The following is a 16414-nucleotide window of genomic DNA, read 5'->3' as shown; positions in this document are numbered from 1 at the left end:
GCGCTGCGTTCCGGTCGCCGCCGGCGCTGGGCAGCGGCTGGGGCTACAGCAGGGCGGCGCCGACCAGGCCGCAGGCGATGCCCACCAGCATGGTCAACACGGCGACGGTGACCAGCACCCGGGCGTCGAAATCCTTGCGCAGCATCAGCAGCGACGGCAGGCTGATGCTCGGCAGGGTCATCAGCAGGGCCACGGCGGGGCCGGTACCCAGGCCCAGGGTCATCATGGTCTGGACGATGGGGATTTCCGCGGCGGTAGGGATCACGAACAGGGTGCCGGCAATCGCCAGGGGCACCAGCCACCACAGGCTATCGCCCATGGCCCCGTCGATATGCGGGAACAGCCAGACCCGTGCCGCGCCCAGCAGCAGGACCGCGGCGATGTAGATCGGGATGGTGCTCCAGAACAGTTGCCACAGGGTCTTGCCCCAGCGTGCCAGGAAGGGCTGAGAGTTCGGCGTACCGGCTTGCACCACGGCTTCCACCGCCGCTTCGGGCAGTTGCTCGGGGCGCGCCACGCGCTGGGCGACCAGCGATACCCCCAGCACCAGGACAATGCCAGCCACCAGGCGCAGGGCCGTGAAACCCCAGCCGAGGACGAAACCCATGAACACCAGGGTCGCGGGGTTGAGCACCGGGTTGGCGATCCAGAACGCCAGGGCCGCACCCACCGATACGTTCTGCCGGCGCAGGCCGGCGGCCACCGGGGCGGCGCAGCAAGAGCACATCATGCCGGGCAGGGCGAACAGGCCGCCGCGCAGGGTCGAGCCGAAGCCGGCGCGGCCGAACAACCGCAGCAGCCAGTCCCGGGGGATCAACACCTGCAGCAGGGAGCCGAGGATCACTGCCAGAACGGCGGCCTTCCAGATCGCCAGGAAGTACACCTGGGCATAGGCCAGGGCAGCGCTCCAGGGCGAGCTTTGCTGATCGTTGAGGATCGAGGCGCCGATGCTGTGGCTGTCGGCGGCGACGAAGGCCTTGAAGTAGTAGGGCGACCACTTCACGTAGTACAGGCCGATGGCGGCGACCAGCAGGAACAGCAGGGGTTTGCACCAGAACGACCAGCCACGGACAGGCTGGGTGGAGGCGAGGTTGGACATGAAGGGGATTTCCACACGAAGACAATAAGCGCGGATTGTAGCTGCTGGGGCTTCCCTAAGCTGCAAGTCTCAAGCTGCAAGCATCACCGCGTGCTTGTTGCTTGCAGCTTAGAGCGTTCGGATCGAGGCGCGGATCGCCCGGGCGCATTCGATCACTGAAGGCGCGAGCTTGCGTTCGGCTTCTTCCAGGGTCCAGCGGCTGCTGGGCACCACCACATGCACGGCGGCCACCGGTAGGCCCTGGCTACCGAGGATCGGCGCGGCGATGCTCATGTCGCCCAGAAACAACTCCTCCGCATTCAACGCATAGCCGCGCTGCTGGCTGGCATCGATTTCGCCCAGGATGTCCGTGAGCTCGGTGCGGGTATGCCGGGTATGGGCCTGGCGGTCGCTGGCCTCCAGGATCTGGCGGGCGTCGACTGTCGGCAGGGCGCTGAGGTAGGCGCGCCCGGAGCCGGTGCAGTACATCGGAATACGGCTGCCAATGGGCATATGGATCGGAATGAACTTGGGTGCCACAAAGCGCGCTACGTAGACCATGTCCAGGCCATCGGGCTCGGTCAGGTTGGTGGTTTCACCGGTGACCTGGGCCAGCTCGGCGAGAAAGGGGTTGGCCACGTCCACCAGCGTGTCGGCGGCCAGGTAGTTGTAGCCGATCTCCATCACCCGGGGAGTCAGTTGGAAGCGTTTGGTCTGCGGATGCTTACGCACATAGCCCAGCTGTTCCAGGGTATGCACCATACGCTGGGCCGAACTCTTGTTGATATCGGCGGCAGCGGCGATTTCCGCCAGGTTCATGGTCCGTTGCGTGGCGTTGAAGGCTCGCAGCACCGCCAGGCCCTTTTCCAGTGACTGGTTGAACAGGGAATTATTGTTATCGTTCATGGCAGGCTCTTGTGGTAATTATGGTTTATAAATATCGATATTCGATATTTATAAATCTCTTTACGATTTTTGTAAATTGTTTATAGTCGCTCCCAGGTCTCCGCTCTCGCATCGAGACCATCCATCACGGACTTCCAACAATAAAATCGTCCAATGGGAGATTCGCCATGCAGATCCATCTTCGTACTCTCGCGCCCTCGCTTTTCGCCCTGGCTTGCGCTTTCGGTGCACTCCAGTGCGGGCCACTCAAGGCCGAACCGCAATACAAGGTCGGCGCCACCGCCACCGGGATTCCCTTCACCTTCCTCGACGTCAAGAGCCAGAGCATCGAGGGCATGATGATCGATGCCGCCCGGGCCGTGGGCAAGGCCGGCGGTTTCGCCGTGGAGATCCAGCAGACCCCCTTCGCCGCGCTGATTCCCTCCCTGACCACCCACAAGATCGACATCATCTCCGCCGCCATGCTGCGTACCCCGGTGCGCGAGAAAGTGGTGCAGTACTCCGACCCCGTGTTCAGCTATGGCGAAGGCCTGATCGTCAAGGCTGACGATGCGACCGACTACACCCGCATGGAGGACCTGGCCGGAGCGACCGTCGGGGCCCAGGTCGGCACGGTATTCATCGACGAGTTGAACAAGCGCGGGATCTTCAAGGAAGTGCGTGGCTATGACTCGATTCCCGACTTGATGCGTGACCTGGCCCTGGGACGAATCAAGGCCGGCTTCGCCGACCGACCGATCCTCGCCTACCAGCTGGCCCAGGACAGCCAGGCCAAGGTGCGGCTGGTCAAGGGCTACCAGCCGGTGGTCATGGGCGATGTCTGCCTGATCGTGCGCAAGGGCGATGCGCAAACCCTGGCCGAGGTCAACCGCGGGATCGCGGCAATCAAGGCCGACGGCACCCTGGACCGCATCATCGAGCACTGGAAGCTCAACTGATCCAGTCGCGGCCCGGCGTCTGGTCCGGGTTCCTTCCTCGCTGATTAAACAGGTCTTGCCATGTTTCTCCAGAACGCTCTGGACTTCCTGCCCATTCTATTGAAAGGGGCGGTAGTCACCCTGCAGGTCACCGTTGGCTCATTCGTGCTCAGTTCGCTGATCGGCCTGGTCTTCGCCTTGATGATGGTGTCCAAGGTGCGCTCGGTGGCGTTGTTCGCCATCGGCCTGGTCAATGTCATTCGGGGGCTGCCGATCATCGTCCAGCTGTTCTACATCTATTTCGTGCTGCCGGATTTCGGTATCCAGCTCAGCGCCATGCAGGCTGGGGTGATCGGCCTGGGCATCGCCTATTCGGCGTACCAGGCGGAAAACTTTCGTGCCGGGATCCAGGCCATCCACCAGGGGCAGATCGAAGCGGCCGAGTCCATCGGCATGCGTGGGCCGATGATCATGCGCCGGGTGGTCCTGCCCCAGGCCTTGCGCATCGCCTTGCCTCCGTATGGCAACACCCTGGTGATGATGCTCAAGGACTCGTCGCTGGTGTCCACCATCACCGTGGCCGAGATGACCCGCGCCGGGCAACTGATCGCTTCCTCGACCTTCGAGAACATGACCGTCTACACCCTGGTCGCCTTGCTCTACCTGGCCTTGAGCCTGCCATTGTCCTTTGCCCTGCGCCGCCTGGAGGCGCGTATCAGCACCCGGAGAAAGCCATGATCCAGATCAAGGGCGTACACAAGAGCTTCGGCAACGTGGCGGTGCTCGAAGGCATCGACCTTGAGGTGCACAGCGGTGAAGTGGTGTGCCTGATCGGGCCTTCGGGGTCTGGCAAGTCGACCCTGCTGCGCTGCATCAACGGCCTGGAAAGCTACGAGCAGGGTGACATCCTGGTGAGCGGGGCGCGGGTCGATCGGCAAGCCAAGAGCATCCATGAACTGCGCACCCGGGTGGCCATGGTGTTCCAGCGCTTCAATCTGTTTCCCCACCGCACGGCGTTGCAGAACGTCACCGAGGGGCCGATCTACGTCAAGCAACAGGACCCCACGCAAGCGCGCCTGCGGGCCGAGGCACTGCTGGAAAAGGTCGGCCTGGCCCATCGCATGCACGCCTATCCGGACGAACTCTCCGGCGGCCAGCAGCAACGGGTGGCGATTGCCCGGGCGCTGGCCATGGACCCCGAGGCGATCCTGTTCGACGAGCCGACCTCGGCCCTGGATCCGGAGCTGGTGGGGGAGGTACTGGCGGTGATGCGCAAGTTGGCCGACGAGGGCATGACCATGATCGTGGTCACCCATGAAATGGGCTTTGCCCAGGACGTGGCAGACCAGGTGTGCTTCCTCCACGGCGGGCGCATCGTCGAGGCCGGGCCGGCGAGGGCCGTGCTCAGCAGTCCCACTCATCCGCGTACCCAGGACTTCCTGCGACGCTTGCTCAACCAGGGCGGGGAGGTGCACGCATGAGCATCTCTGAACCCTTGCGGTGGCCGCCTTCGCTGTGGGCGGCCACCGCCATGCCGGCCGAGCACACACCGGCGCTGGCCGAGGACCGTGAGGTCGATGTGGCGATTGTCGGGGCTGGCTACACCGGGCTGGTCACGGCGCTGCGCCTGGCCCAGGCCGGTGCCAGGGTCTGTGTGCTGGATGCCGGTGAGCCCGGCTGGGGGGCTTCCGGGCGCAACGGTGGGCAGGTGATTCCCGGGCTCAAGTTCGATCCCGAGCAACTGCTGGCCAAGTTCGGTCCGGTGCAGGGCGAGGCGCTGGTAAATGCCGTGGGTTCGGCGGCCGATGAAGTGTTCGAGCTGATCAACGAGTACGGCATTGGCTGCGATGCCACTCGCAAGGGCTGGATCCAGCCGGCGTGTTCCAGTGCCGCGATGCAGACTCTGGAGCGACGCGCCGAGCAATGGCGCCAGCGCGGTGTGGCCGTGGAGTTATTGGACAAGGCCGCGGTGGGCCGACGCATCGGTAGTCAACAGTATGTGGGCGGCTGGGTCGACCCGCGGGCCGGCAGCTTGCATCCCTTGAACTATGCCCGGGGCCTGGCCCGGGTGGCCCTGGGGCTGGGAGTGAGCCTGCATGGCCAGAGCCGGGTCCGGCAACTGTACCGCGATGGCGGGCAATGGATCCTGGAGACTGGGCGCGGCATCCGGGTGCGCGCGCCGAAGGTCGTGCTGGCGACCAACGGCTACACCGATGGCCTGTGGCCGGGACTGCGCCAGACGGTGATCGCCGCCAATAGCTTCATCATCGCTACCCGCCCGCTGCCTGCGCCGCTACGCCAAAGCATCCTGCCCGGTGGCGAGGTGTGCTCCGATGCCCGGCGGTTGTTGTTGTACTTCAAGCAGGATGCCCAGGGACGCTTGTTGCTGGGGGGGCGCGGGCCGTTTTCCGAACCGCGCCAGGATGCCGACTGGGGCCACTTGGAGCGCTCGCTACTGACCTTGTTTCCACAACTGGCGGGTATACCCATCGAGTACCGCTGGAGCGGGCGCGTGGCCCTGACGCCGAGTTTCCTGCCGCAATTGCATGAACCTGCGCCGGGATTGTCGATCCTGCTGGGTTACAACGGCCGTGGCATTGCCCTGTCGACGTTGTTGGGCAAGCACCTGGCCGGAAGATTGATTGGCACAGGGCAGGGTTTTCCATTTCCACTCACGCCGCTGCGGCCGATCCCGCTGCATGGTTTGCAACGCCTGTACCTGGGTGCGGGGATTGCCTGGTATCGGATGCTCGATGCCCTGGGCTGATCAGCTCGGGCACTCATGCGCGCCATTGTCCAGGCCCTGCTTGTAGCTCTGGCTGTGCAGGCTGGCCTTGCCGTCGCGCCAGGTCAGGGTCAGCACGTACAGCGAGTCGAAGTCATTGGAAGCCCAGTCTTCGGTGATCGAGTGTTTTTCGCCCACGGCTTCTTCAGCGACCTTGTTGATCAACTCCGGCAGGTAGCCGTGGGACCAGGCGGTGTAGATGATCGAGTTGTGGTAGCGATCATGCAGCAGCTCGTCCGCCAGGTCGCTGGTGTCGTTGGCGGCAAAATCGATGTTCACCGGCAGGCCCAGCTTGATGGCGCTGGGGCTGATGGTCATCAACGGGCGGATGTAGCTGTAGGAGTTGTCCAGTTCGCCTTCCTCGACGTTGCGCGTCGGGTCGGCGGCGAACACGTACTGCGCCTTGCCGAACTTTTCCGGCAGCAGCGAGGCCAGGTCGATGGCCCGGTTCAGGCCCTGGCAGTTGAGTTGGCCAAGGCCGCCGGCGGGCTTTTCCGCGTGGCGCAAAAAGACCAGGGTCTGGGTGCCATCCGCTGGTTGCGCGCGGCTGACGCTGGATTCCAGGGACAGGCACAAGGTACTGCCCAGCAGCAGGGCGGGGAGCGGCAGGTAGCGGCGGTGCAGGGCGTAGCGGGCAAGGCGGCGGGGCAGGCTCATGGGCTTGTGTTTCTTCGCGGGCATTCATGACGGCTGACAAACCGATGTTCCTTGTCGTTGCTGCGGCCTGTCGGGGCCGTGGGTTCTGAGTACCTGAATGGAATTTGGTTCGATCATTGGCAGGTTGAACGCTGCAGGTTGCCGATTTAAGAAAAGCCGGCGGATAATTCCCCGCGGTTGCCCACCTGTGGCGCTGTTCCCCTTTTGATTGAGACTGGAAGCCTGTCATGACCGATCTTTCCGCTTTTGCCGTCACCCAGAAATGGCCCGCGCAATTTCCCGACTGGATCCAGTTGTACTCCCTGCCGACCCCCAATGGGGTCAAGGTCTCGATCATGCTCGAAGAGATCGGCCTGCCTTACGAGGCCCATCGGGTCAGCTTCGATACCCAGGACCAGATGACGCCCGAGTTCCTCAGTGTCAGCCCCAACAACAAGATCCCGGCGATCCTCGATCCCCATGGCCCGGGCGAGCGACCGCTGGCGCTGTTCGAGTCCGGGGCGATCCTGATCTACCTGGCCGACAAGAGCGGGCAACTGCTGGCCCAGGAGTCGGCGGCCCGCTATGAAACCATCCAGTGGTTGATGTTCCAGATGGGCGGCATCGGGCCGATGTTCGGCCAGGTGGGCTTCTTCAACAAGTTCGCCGGCAAGGAGTACGAGGACAAGCGCCCCCTGGAGCGCTACGTGAACGAAGCCAAGCGCCTGCTGGGGGTGCTCGACAAGCACCTGCAAGGGCGTGACTGGATCATGGGCGAGCGCTACACCATCGCCGATATCGCCACCTTCCCGTGGATCCGCAACCTGCTCGGCTTCTACGAGGCCGGCGAGCTGGTGGGTATCGACAACTTCCCTGAGGTCAAGCGAGTGCTGGCGAAATTCGTGGCGCGCCCGGCGGTGATCCGCGGGTTGGAGATACCCAAGGTGGCCTGACCCGGCCGAACGGGACTTGGCGGCTGCAGCGGACAATGCCCCCGGGATTGACGGCAACCCTGTACCCGCTGCCAAGCGCAGCGCGACTGCGTACGGGCGCGTAGCGGCCGCAAAATCGCCTGGCGCGGTATGTCAGTTATTACACGCACGCAGGCAGGCCTGGCGGCCCGTGCCGGGCCGTGCGCAGCTTCGCCAGCTCGACAGCGGCTACACGGCGGCTTTTACCACCGCCACCTCGATCCGCCATCCCAACACCCTTAGTGCCTGTTCCACCTTCTCGATCTTCGAGCGGTGCAGCAGGTTCACCAGCCGGTCCACCTGCGGCCGGTTCACCCCCAGGCGCCTGGCCAGTTCCGCCTTGCTCACCCGCTGCCTGAGCATGGCATTCCATAGCGCCACCTTGGCCACGCTCAGCGCCGGCAAGCGCACCAGCTGTTGCCCCGCAGGGCAGGGCGAGGGCAGTGGAATCGCCATCCGCTGCATGACATACAACGACAGCGCCATCTCCAGGGCGATCACCGCATCGGCCATGGCTTGCTCCGGCGTATCGCCGACGCAGGCCATGCCGGGTACGTCGACACAGCTGATCCGTGGGTGGCCGTTTTCCAGGTTCATGATCACAGGGTATGCGTACATGGCTGCTCATCCTTCTGTAGGGCCGGACTTCATTCCTTAAAGAAGCAATTGCAAGGGCAGGCTGACCCCGCCAGATCGCACTATAAAAATGATGCCGAGGCCGGCACAACGAACCCTGTCGGAACAATGTTTGAACGATTGTGTCCAGGGCTCTAGGTCAAGGTTTCAGCGGCAGTGGCAGGCAAACAACAGCCTGAAAACCTCAGCTGTCGACAGGGGCGGGCATGGTCGCCGCCCCGGGTTGGGCGAGCGCCACGACGTAGGCGCTGAACATGTCCGCCAGGCCGTCGGCGCGCTCGGTCATGGCGTTCTTCGTGTGGGGCTTGCTGGAGAAATCCTTGCCCACCGAACTGAGCGTGGAAAGGATCAGCTCGCAGGCCGCGGCGCGGGTCGCTTCGCTGGCATCGGGCAGCAGCTGGAGCATGAAACCGGTGAAGATCTGCCGTCCCCCCGCACGGGCTGCGTCAGCCTCGGGGGCATCGCGATACAGCGGCGCGGCCTCGTTCAAGGCACTGCGCAGCGGCGCCTCCTCGCACTCCGAGCGGATGAAGGCATGCACCAGGCTGCGCAGGCGCGCCAGGGGCGCTTGTGCCTGGTCGTCGAGGATCCGGCTCAACATCTGCCGGGTTTGCAGCCACTCATCGCTTTGCAGGCGGAACAGGATCGCCGCCTTGTTGGGAAAGTACTGGTACAGCGAACCGATGCTCACCCCGGCCTTTTCCGCGACCCGCGCGGTGGTGAAGCGCTTGGCGCCCTGTAGGGTCAAAACCTGAATGGCGGCCTGCAGAATCGCTGCTACCAGCTCGGTGGAGCGCGACTGCTGAGGCTGTTTGCGTGAGGAAATACGGGGGCTCTGGCGCTTGCTCATGGACAGCTCGGATGTGCCTGGGAATGCGAATAGCGGATGGGCCGAATCGCTCCCATCATGGTCGTGACCCAACATCTTAGACCCATCCGATGGAAGACCAGCATGACGACCCTCACCTGCGAGCCCCTGGCGGGCTTGATCGAACGCCTCTACACCCTGGCCGATGCCGCCACCAGCCCGGCCCTCGACAACCTGCCCCGGGAAGAACGCGAACGGCTGATGCACAGCAAGACCGACTACCTCGAGTTCTACGGATTGCTCAAGGACCTGTGGCTGCCGGTCTCGCGGGATACCGGCAAGCTGTTGTACCTGCTGGCACGCAATGCCAAGGCCAGGAGCATCGTCGAATTCGGCACCTCGTTCGGCCTGTCCACCCTGCACCTGGCGGCCGCCCTGCGCGACAACGGTGGCGGCGTGCTGATCGGCAGCGAGTTCGAAGCCTCGAAGGTCGCCATGGCCCGCGAGCATATGCTCGAGGCTGGCGTCGGCGACCTGGTGCAGATTCGCCAGGGCGACGCGCTGGTGACCTTGGCCCGCGACCTTCCGGAGAGCATCGACCTGCTCCTGCTCGATGGCGCCAAGGCGTTGTATGGGGAGGTCCTGGGGCTGGTGGAACCGCACCTGAAACCTGGCGCGCTGGTGGTGGCGGACAACACCGACTACTGCCCCGAGTACCTGGCGCACGTCCGGGCGCCGCAGAACGGCTACCTGTCGGTGCCGTTCGCCGATGATATCGAGCTGAGCATGCGCCTGGGTTGATGCACCGCGTTCCAGGGGCCACCGGTGGGCGGTGGCCCCTGCCAGGTATGCGGCCAGCGCCAACAATCACCGGTCTTCATGGACGCCAGGCGCTCGCCCACTGCACAATTGCGCCGCTTTTTGCATCATCCATCATCTTCTCGTCGCAGGTTGCCCAGCGACGAGTCCGCCAGGGAAGCCCCGATTCATGACCGTCTCCGAACTGCTTGTCGCCATTCGCAAGCCCTATGTTGAAACGCTGGCCCGCCAGATTGCACAAGGGGCCGCCTACGTCGAGCCCGCCTACCGCAACAGCGACGGCTCACTGGCCACCGAAGGGGTCATGGCCATGCCGTGCCGGGTCGACATGATCGCGCAGGAGGGCGCTGCGGCCGGGGAACCTGTCCAGGTCGATGCCGAGTCCGAACTGGCCTTCGAGCCCGTGGGTTTTGCGATCGAGCAGATGGCGGTGCGCATCTCGCCCTTTGGCTGGGACTGGCTGGCGCTGGAGGTCCGTGGCCTGGGCCAGGAGGCGCTTGTGCAGGTCATGGGCCCCTGGTTTCTCGAGTGGTTCGATGTGGAAGATGAAAACCCACCGACCGAAGATGCGCTGCAAGGGGTGGTGCACTTTATCTCCGACCCTGAGCCGACGGCCGAAGGCTTCCAGTTGAAGATCGACCTGGGGTCTGCTCCGGCGCCGGCAGTGGAGGATCTTCTTTTTGCATTGGCCGATGCTGGGGCCAGTGGGGTTGTGCTGGGGTAGTGACGGGAGGGCTGTGCTTGGTCGTTGAGCTGGCGGCGGTTGCGGCTACTGGCGGTTCCGTTCTTATACGGGACACGTCGATAACCTGTAGCCGCTGTCGAGCGTAGCGAGGCTGCGCACGGGGGCGTAGTCCTCGCTAAACCTGCTTACGCGATTTTGCGTACATATCCGTTGCTGCGGGTGTGGCCACTGGCGGTTCCGCTCTTACAGCGGGTCACTTTGGAAAGCCCGGAATGCCGGCCAACCCAAAGTAACCAAAGGCTCTTTGCCCCCTCACTCGGTGCCTCGCATAGCGAGGCATGCCCTCTCTCCGGCATTGATCCGTGGGCCGCCGCCACCGGCCATCCATGGCCGGGGGCGGCTAACCCGGCGTCCTGCCGGGTTGCCCACGGCTCAATACCTGCGTTCGGCCATCGTGTTTAAAGGGGCGGGTGGATCAAGATCAAAAGCCAAAGCCAAAGCCAAAGCCAAAGCCAAGGCCAAGGCCAAGGCCGGTGGAGCGGCTCCTGTCGTGCCTTGCCCCCACGCCTCAGACCATAAAAATTCACGCCAGCAAAATGGTTTTGTGACGAGGCTGGATCTATCGTGATGACAAAGTGCAATTGCCTGTAGCCATCACCGTTTTGCCCAACCTTGCATCGGTGCCATGTCCCATTCCCTGGCGTCGATAACGTACAACCGCGAACCATCGAGCTTTCTATAAGAGAGATAACCAATGAACGTCAGGACAATGAATCTCGCGCCCAGGTCTGCCGTGTTTTTCTCACTCATTATCCTGGTGGTCTTTGCCCTGGGAGTGGTCGCGGTGTTGCAGATGGGCAAGCTGCGCGAGTCCGAGCAGGATGTGGAAAACAACTGGATGGCCAGCATCCGGGAAATCGGCAAGATGAAGGCCGGCACCCTGCGCCTGCGCCTGGAAAGCTTGCGCATCACCGTGACCACCGACGAGCAGCAGCGCCAGACCCGGATCGCCGCGTTGGGCGGTTATCGCAGTACCTTGCAGGGCACCCTGACCCAGTACGTGCCGCTGATCAGCGGCTCGGCGGAGCGTGAGTTGTACCAGGCGGTAGCTGGGGACGTGCAGGCCTACTTCAAGTTGCTGGACGAGTTGGAGCCGCTGCTGCGCAGTGGCGATAACGCCGCGGCCATCACCCTGATCAATACCCGCATCAGCCCCATGACCAATTCCCTGCAGGACAAGATGGACAAGCTCTCGGACTTCAACGACGAGGGGGCTAAGGGCGCCGGGGTGCATGCGACCTCGGTCTACAGCGGCGGCGTGAGCCTGGTGGTCGGCCTGCTGGTGGCCACCGTGCTACTGACCGTTGCCCTGGCGGCGGTGCTGACCCGCAGCATCACCGCGCCGATTGGCGATGCCCTGGCGGTGGCCGAGCGCATCGCCGGCAGCGACCTGTCCCGGGACATCGGGGTAAGCGGTGGCGACGAAGCCGGCCGGCTGTTGGCCGCACTGGCGAAGATGCAGGCCAACCTGCGGGAGACCATCGCCCATATCGCCGACTCCTCGACCCAACTGGCTTCGGCCTCGGAGGAAATGACCGCGGTGACCGAAGACGCCAGCCGTGGGCTGGTGCGGCAGAACGACGAAGTCAGCCTGGCCGCCACCGCCGTGACGCAGATGAGCGCTGCGGTGGATGAAGTGGCGCGCAACGCCGAGGCCGCCGCGCAGTCTTCCCGCGAGTCGTTGGAGTTCACCCGCTCCGGCATCGAGAACGTGGCCCAGACCCTCAAAGCCATCGAAGGCCTGGCCGGCAACGTCGCCAGCACTGGCGAGCAGGTCAAGGCCTTGTCCAGCAGGGCCCAGGACATCAGCAAGGTGGTGGAGGTGATTCGCGCCATCGCCGAGCAGACCAACCTGCTGGCCCTCAACGCCGCCATCGAGGCGGCGCGGGCCGGTGAGCAGGGCCGTGGCTTTGCGGTGGTGGCCGACGAGGTGCGGGCGCTGGCCCACCGGACCCAGCAGTCGACCCAGGAGATCGAGCAGATGATCAGCGCGATCCAGGCCGACTCGACCCAGGCGGTGAGCGCCATGAACGTCAGCGCGGAAATGGCCAACAACTCGATCTCGGTGGCGCAGAACGCCGACCAGTCGCTCAAGCAGATCGCCCAGGCCATCACCCAGATCAACGAGCGCAACCTGTTGATCGCCACTGCCTCGGAGGAGCAGGCGCAGGTGGCCCGCGAGGCCGACCAGAACTTGACCAGCATCCGTGAGCTGTCGGTCCAGAGTTCGGCGGGGGCCAGTCAGACGGCCAGTGCCTGTGGGGAGATGGCCAATCTGGCGACGGAGTTGAATCGGTTGGTGGCGCGGTTCAAGGTCTAAGCGTGGTGCTGCCTATGGGGAGCCGCCCCATTAGCCTGTAGCCGCTGTCGAGTGCAGCGAGGCTGCGTACGGGGACGCAGTCCTTGCTAAACCTGGCGATGCTTTTCACCTGACCTCATGCAGTTTTGTGCAGCTATCCATGGTTGGGGCTCCGATCTTGGGCACGCTGAGAAGCCTGTAGCCGCTGTCGAGTGCAGCGAGGCTGCGTACGAGGACGCAGTCCTCGCCAAACCTGCTCATGCTTTTCTCCTGGCTTTATGCGGTTCTGTGTACATATCCGTTGCAGCGGGTGCGGCCACTGGCGGTTCCGCTCTTACAGCGGGTCACTTTGGAAAGCCCGGAATGCCGGCCAACCCAAAGTAACCAAAGGCTCTTTGCCCCCTCACTCGGTGCCTCGCATAGCGAGGCATGCCCTCTCTCCGGCATTGATCCGTGGGCCGCCGCCCCCGGCCATCCATGGCCGGGGGCGGCTAACCCGGCGTCCTGCCGGGTTGCCCACGGCTCAATACCTGCGTTCGGCCATCGTGTCTAAAGGGGCGGGTGGATCAAGATCAAAAGCCAAAGCCAAAGCCAAAGCCAAAGCCAAAGCCAAAGCCAAAGCCAAAGCCAAAGCCAAAGCCAAAGCCAGGTGAAGCTGTTGTCGTCACGGCCGAAGGTTGTGCTCGGCTCGGCTGGAGTCGCCAGGGCGTCTGCCGTGTTGTTCAGCCCAACCCTCGTGATCTGGCCCACGGGCGACCTCGCCCTTAGAGCTTCATGCCCACCGCCAGCCGGTTGAAGGCGTTCATCAAGGACACGGCCAGGGTCAGGTCGGAGATTTCGACGTCGTTCAGGTGTTCTTTCAGTGGTTCGTACAGTTCGTCCGGCGCGCCTTTGTCGTGGACGTAGGTGAGGGTTTCGGCCCAGGCCAGGGCGGCGCGTTCGCGGTCGTTGAACAGTTCGCTGACGCGCCAGCCGGCGAGGCAGTCCAGTTTGTCTTGCGCCACTCCACTCTCGCGCAGGGTCTGCGAATGCTTGCCCAGGCAGAACGAGCAGCCGTTGATCTGCGATACGCGCAAGTACACCAGTTCCAGCAAGGGCAAGCCGAGTGGGCTGGCGGCGAGCGCGGTGTTGGTGGCGAGCAGGCCTTGATAGGCGGCAGGCGACAGGGTGGCAAAGGGCAGTCTGAGTTGGCTCATGCTGAAACTCCGGTAGGGAAAAAGTGATCAGGCACCCACGAGGGGGGTGAACAGGGGGTTGGAGAACAGTGCAGTGCGGGCTTCTTGGATGGTTTGCCGCACGGCGTCGTCCCCGAACACCAAGCCTTGGAGGTAGGTGAACTGCAGGTCGAACAGGCCGAGGGTGTTAAGCACGTGGCGCAGGTAGGGTGTCAGGAAGTCCGGTTGGCGTGCCCGTTCGCCTTGGTGAACGCCGCCGGAGCTCACCAGCACATGTACCGGGCGGTCCTTGAGCAGGCCGACCTTGCCCTCCGGGAGGGCGCTGAAGGTGCGGTGAATGCGCAGGACATAATCGACCCAGAGCTTGAGCGCGGCCGGCAGGGTGAAGTTGTGCATCGGCGTGGCAATGACCAGGGCATCGCTGCGCTCCAACTCACGAATCAACCCTTCGGACACCTCGAACAGCGGCGCGTCGAAGGGCGTGGCGGTGGTCAGGGCGTGGGCGTAGTCCAGGCCGAGCGGTGGCAGCGGTTGCGCCACCAGGTCGCGTTCGAGCAGTTCGAGGTGCGGATGCCGTTGGCGCAGGGCGCTCGCCAGTTCCAGGGCCAGCTGGTGCCCGTGGGAACCCTGGCCGTGGGGGCTGGCGTTGATCAGCAGCAGGTTGTTCATGCCGGCTCCTCACCGCGCAGGCGCTGGGTGAAGTGCATGCCACGGGCCAGCAACCCCTGGCGAAAATAGAAGCGCTGGGCCAGGGGCATGTGCAGGCCGGTATCCAGCACAAAGTGCTCGCATTGACGTTGCACGGCCTCATCCCGCACGGCGCTCAACAGCCGGGCGCCCACGCCGCTGCGCTGAAGCTGTGGGCACACCACCAGGTCATCGACGTAGATGAAGTGCCCGTAGAGCAGGTTTTCCATTTCGCGGTAACCCGCCAGGCCGACGATGCGCTCAGCGTCCCACGCGGCGAGCAAGCGGTAGCCCTGCGCGGCTTGCCGAGCCAGTTGCGCGCTATAGGCCGCGGGGGTGGTGAGGTGTGGGCGCAGGACGCGCATCAAGTCGAAACTGGCGGCAAAGGCCTCTTCGCTGTCGAGGTGTTGAAGGGTGTAGGGCATGTTCGTCATCCACTGAAAAGAGATGACCCACCTTAGAAGGACGATGGCTTAAGCTGTAGAGCCAAAAAGTGCATAAATGACTAGGCCATGATGCTTGCATTCGAACTGGACCGCAGCCAGACGGCGCCGATCTATCGCCAGCTTTATCAACGGTTTCGCGAGTCCATCGCCGATGGCCGCTTGCGTCCGGGAGACCGGGTGCCGGCGGTGCGCGCCCTGGCGGCGGAACTGAACCTGGCGCGTGGCACTGTGGAGGCGGCTTACCAACTGCTGATGGGCGAGGGCTACCTGACGGCGCGCGGAGCCGCCGGGACCATTGTTACGCCGCAGCTGGTGCCGGTTGCCGCGCCCATGCCGCATGCCCCGGTGGCTGCCACGGCCTACCAGGCCACCCACGCCGGCACGCCGCCGCTGGCGCTGCAAATGGGCCTGCCGGCGCTGGATACCTTTCCGCGCAAGCTCTGGACCCGTCTCGCAGGCCGACAATTGCGCCAGGCGGGCGCCGAAGGCTTCGTCTATCCGGACTCGCGAGGCTATGCGCCGTTGCGGGCGGCCATTGCGTCCTACCTGGGGATTTCCCGGGGCATCAGCTGCCAGCCGGAACAGATTTTCGTCTGCGCCGGCTACCGCGCCTGCCTCGACCTGATCAGCCGCACGCTGATGCACAAAGGAGCCACCTGCTGGCTGGAAGAGCCCGGTTACTTCATGGCCCGGAGCGCACTGCTGGCGGCCGGCGCCCAGCTGGTGCCGGTGCCCGTGGACGATCAGGGCCTGGACGTCGCCCAAGGCATCGCCCGCGCGCCAGAGGCCGATTTTGCCGTGGTCACCCCGACCCACCAGAGCCCGCTGGGGGTGTCGCTGTCTCTGCCGCGGCGCCTGGCTCTGCTGGACTGGGCCAACCGCCAGGGCAGCTGGATCATCGAGGACGACTACGACAGCGAGTACCGCTACCAGGGCAAGCCCTTGCCGGCCCTCAAGAGCCTCGACCAGCAGGGCCGCGTGCTCTACACCGGCACCTTCAGCAAAGTATTGTTTCCAGGGTTGCGCCTGGCCTACCTGGTGGTGCCCGCCGAACAGGCCCAGGCGTTCGCCCGGCAGGCGGATCGCTTGCACAATCACTGCCCTCAGCTGCTGCAGGCGACGGTGGCGGCCTTTCTCAACGAGGGGCACTTTGCCCGGCACTTGAAGAAGATGCGTGGCCTGTATGCGCGTCGGCGGCAATGGCTGGTTGAGGCGTTGCACCAGCAGTTGGCGGGGCGGTTGCAGATAGACCCGCAGGCCGGGGGCATGCATGTGGTGGCCGGCTTGGCGGAGGGGGACGATGTGCAGATTGCCCAGCGGGCCTGGACGCAGGGCATCGCTGTGGAGCCGCTGTCGCAGTGGTACCTGGGGGAGGGGGTTAGGCAGGGGTTGGTGATGGGGTTTACCAATGTGGGCAGTGCGGAGCAGGCGGTGGGCGTGGCGAGGCGGTTGGCTCAGGTCATCAGCTGAAAGGGGCTGTGACCGCTGAGGCTGGCGTTTTTTCTA

General features: G+C 64.3%; 17 protein-coding genes and 1 pseudogene. 10 read left to right on the top strand and 8 right to left on the bottom strand.

Annotated elements, in window-relative coordinates:
• Positions 1-43: 43 nt before the first annotated feature.
• Entirely contained in the window at positions 44-1099 is a 1056-nt protein-coding gene (locus CAG11_RS11920; protein ID WP_085596481.1) for a permease, read from the bottom strand.
• Between the two features lie 108 nt (positions 1100-1207).
• Positions 1208-1984, bottom strand: coding sequence for an IclR family transcriptional regulator (locus tag CAG11_RS11915; protein ID WP_085596480.1), 777 nt, complete (start codon positions 1982-1984; stop codon positions 1208-1210).
• A 167-nt stretch (positions 1985-2151) separates the two neighbouring features.
• Between CAG11_RS11915 and CAG11_RS11910 the strand changes: the two genes are divergently transcribed.
• Genes CAG11_RS11910 through CAG11_RS11895 form a run of 4 tightly spaced genes read left to right on the top strand, consistent with a single transcriptional unit; the run spans position 2152 to position 5668 of the window.
• A complete protein-coding gene (locus tag CAG11_RS11910) occupies positions 2152-2922 on the top strand; it encodes an ABC transporter substrate-binding protein (RefSeq protein WP_085596479.1) in 771 nt (256 codons plus the stop codon).
• A 60-nt stretch (positions 2923-2982) separates the two neighbouring features.
• Positions 2983-3639 carry an amino acid ABC transporter permease gene (locus CAG11_RS11905; protein ID WP_085596478.1) on the top strand — a complete coding sequence of 219 codons (657 nt, stop codon included), beginning with the start codon at positions 2983-2985 and terminating at the stop codon, positions 3637-3639.
• Positions 3636-4382 (top strand): amino acid ABC transporter ATP-binding protein, encoded by a 747-nt coding sequence (locus CAG11_RS11900; RefSeq protein ID WP_085596477.1) that lies wholly within the window; start codon positions 3636-3638, stop codon positions 4380-4382. The genes CAG11_RS11905 and CAG11_RS11900 overlap by 4 nt, the downstream gene beginning before the upstream one ends.
• Entirely contained in the window at positions 4379-5668 is a 1290-nt protein-coding gene (locus CAG11_RS11895) for an FAD-binding oxidoreductase (RefSeq protein ID WP_085596476.1), read from the top strand. The genes CAG11_RS11900 and CAG11_RS11895 overlap by 4 nt, the downstream gene beginning before the upstream one ends.
• On the opposite strand, the gene CAG11_RS11890 is transcribed toward CAG11_RS11895, so the two are convergent.
• Positions 5669-6343, bottom strand: a complete 675-nt coding sequence (locus CAG11_RS11890; RefSeq protein WP_085596475.1) for a histidine phosphatase family protein — start codon at positions 6341-6343, stop codon at positions 5669-5671.
• Positions 6344-6570: 227 nt separating this feature from the next.
• On the opposite strand from CAG11_RS11890, the gene CAG11_RS11885 reads away from it, so the two are divergent.
• Positions 6571-7275: a glutathione binding-like protein gene (locus CAG11_RS11885; protein ID WP_085596474.1), complete on the top strand. Its 705-nt coding sequence runs from the start codon at positions 6571-6573 to the stop codon at positions 7273-7275.
• A gap of 207 nt (positions 7276-7482) precedes the next feature.
• Here CAG11_RS11885 and CAG11_RS11880 read toward each other — a convergent pair whose 3' ends face one another.
• Positions 7483-7911: a type II toxin-antitoxin system HicB family antitoxin gene (locus tag CAG11_RS11880; RefSeq protein ID WP_085596473.1), complete on the bottom strand. Its 429-nt coding sequence runs from the start codon at positions 7909-7911 to the stop codon at positions 7483-7485.
• A 202-nt stretch (positions 7912-8113) separates the two neighbouring features.
• The gene (locus CAG11_RS11875) at positions 8114-8779 is read right to left on the bottom strand and encodes a TetR family transcriptional regulator (protein ID WP_085596472.1); all 666 of its coding nucleotides are present in this window, start codon (positions 8777-8779) and stop codon (positions 8114-8116) included.
• Between the two features lie 102 nt (positions 8780-8881).
• Here CAG11_RS11875 and CAG11_RS11870 point away from each other — a divergent pair, with 102 nt between their 5' ends.
• The 4 genes and pseudogenes from CAG11_RS11870 (at position 8882) to CAG11_RS34490 (ending at position 12621) form a co-directional block, all read left to right on the top strand.
• The gene (locus CAG11_RS11870) at positions 8882-9538 is read left to right on the top strand and encodes an O-methyltransferase (protein ID WP_085596471.1); all 657 of its coding nucleotides are present in this window, start codon (positions 8882-8884) and stop codon (positions 9536-9538) included.
• Positions 9539-9725: 187 nt separating this feature from the next.
• Positions 9726-10280, top strand: coding sequence for a hypothetical protein (locus tag CAG11_RS11865; RefSeq protein ID WP_085596470.1), 555 nt, complete (start codon positions 9726-9728; stop codon positions 10278-10280).
• 715 nt (positions 10281-10995) lie between these two features.
• Positions 10996-11766: pseudogene (locus tag CAG11_RS34495) on the top strand (MCP four helix bundle domain-containing protein); the annotation flags it as partial.
• The gene (locus CAG11_RS34490; protein WP_371857893.1) at positions 11758-12621 is read left to right on the top strand and encodes a methyl-accepting chemotaxis protein; all 864 of its coding nucleotides are present in this window, start codon (positions 11758-11760) and stop codon (positions 12619-12621) included. The pseudogene CAG11_RS34495 and the gene CAG11_RS34490, both read left to right, overlap by 9 nt.
• Positions 12622-13364: 743 nt before the next feature.
• Here CAG11_RS34490 and CAG11_RS11855 read toward each other — a convergent pair.
• Genes CAG11_RS11855 through CAG11_RS11845 form a run of 3 tightly spaced genes read right to left on the bottom strand, consistent with a single transcriptional unit; the run spans position 13365 to position 14887 of the window.
• Positions 13365-13796 (bottom strand): carboxymuconolactone decarboxylase family protein, encoded by a 432-nt coding sequence (locus CAG11_RS11855; RefSeq protein ID WP_085596468.1) that lies wholly within the window; start codon positions 13794-13796, stop codon positions 13365-13367.
• 27 nt (positions 13797-13823) lie between these two features.
• Positions 13824-14444, bottom strand: a complete 621-nt coding sequence (locus CAG11_RS11850) for an FMN-dependent NADH-azoreductase (RefSeq protein ID WP_085596467.1) — start codon at positions 14442-14444, stop codon at positions 13824-13826.
• Positions 14441-14887 carry a GNAT family N-acetyltransferase gene (locus tag CAG11_RS11845; protein WP_053136458.1) on the bottom strand — a complete coding sequence of 149 codons (447 nt, stop codon included), beginning with the start codon at positions 14885-14887 and terminating at the stop codon, positions 14441-14443. The genes CAG11_RS11850 and CAG11_RS11845 overlap by 4 nt, the downstream gene beginning before the upstream one ends.
• 87 nt (positions 14888-14974) lie before the next feature.
• Between CAG11_RS11845 and CAG11_RS11840 the strand changes: the two genes are divergently transcribed.
• On the top strand, positions 14975-16378 hold the full coding sequence (locus CAG11_RS11840) for a PLP-dependent aminotransferase family protein (RefSeq protein WP_085596466.1): 1404 nt from the start codon (positions 14975-14977) through the stop codon (positions 16376-16378).
• Positions 16379-16414: the final 36 nt, after the last annotated feature.

It is taken from the genome of Pseudomonas sp. B6(2017) (assembly GCF_002112765.1).
Lineage (GTDB): Bacteria > Pseudomonadota > Gammaproteobacteria > Pseudomonadales > Pseudomonadaceae > Aquipseudomonas > Aquipseudomonas piscis.
This window is presented reverse-complemented; position numbering and strand designations above follow the sequence as displayed.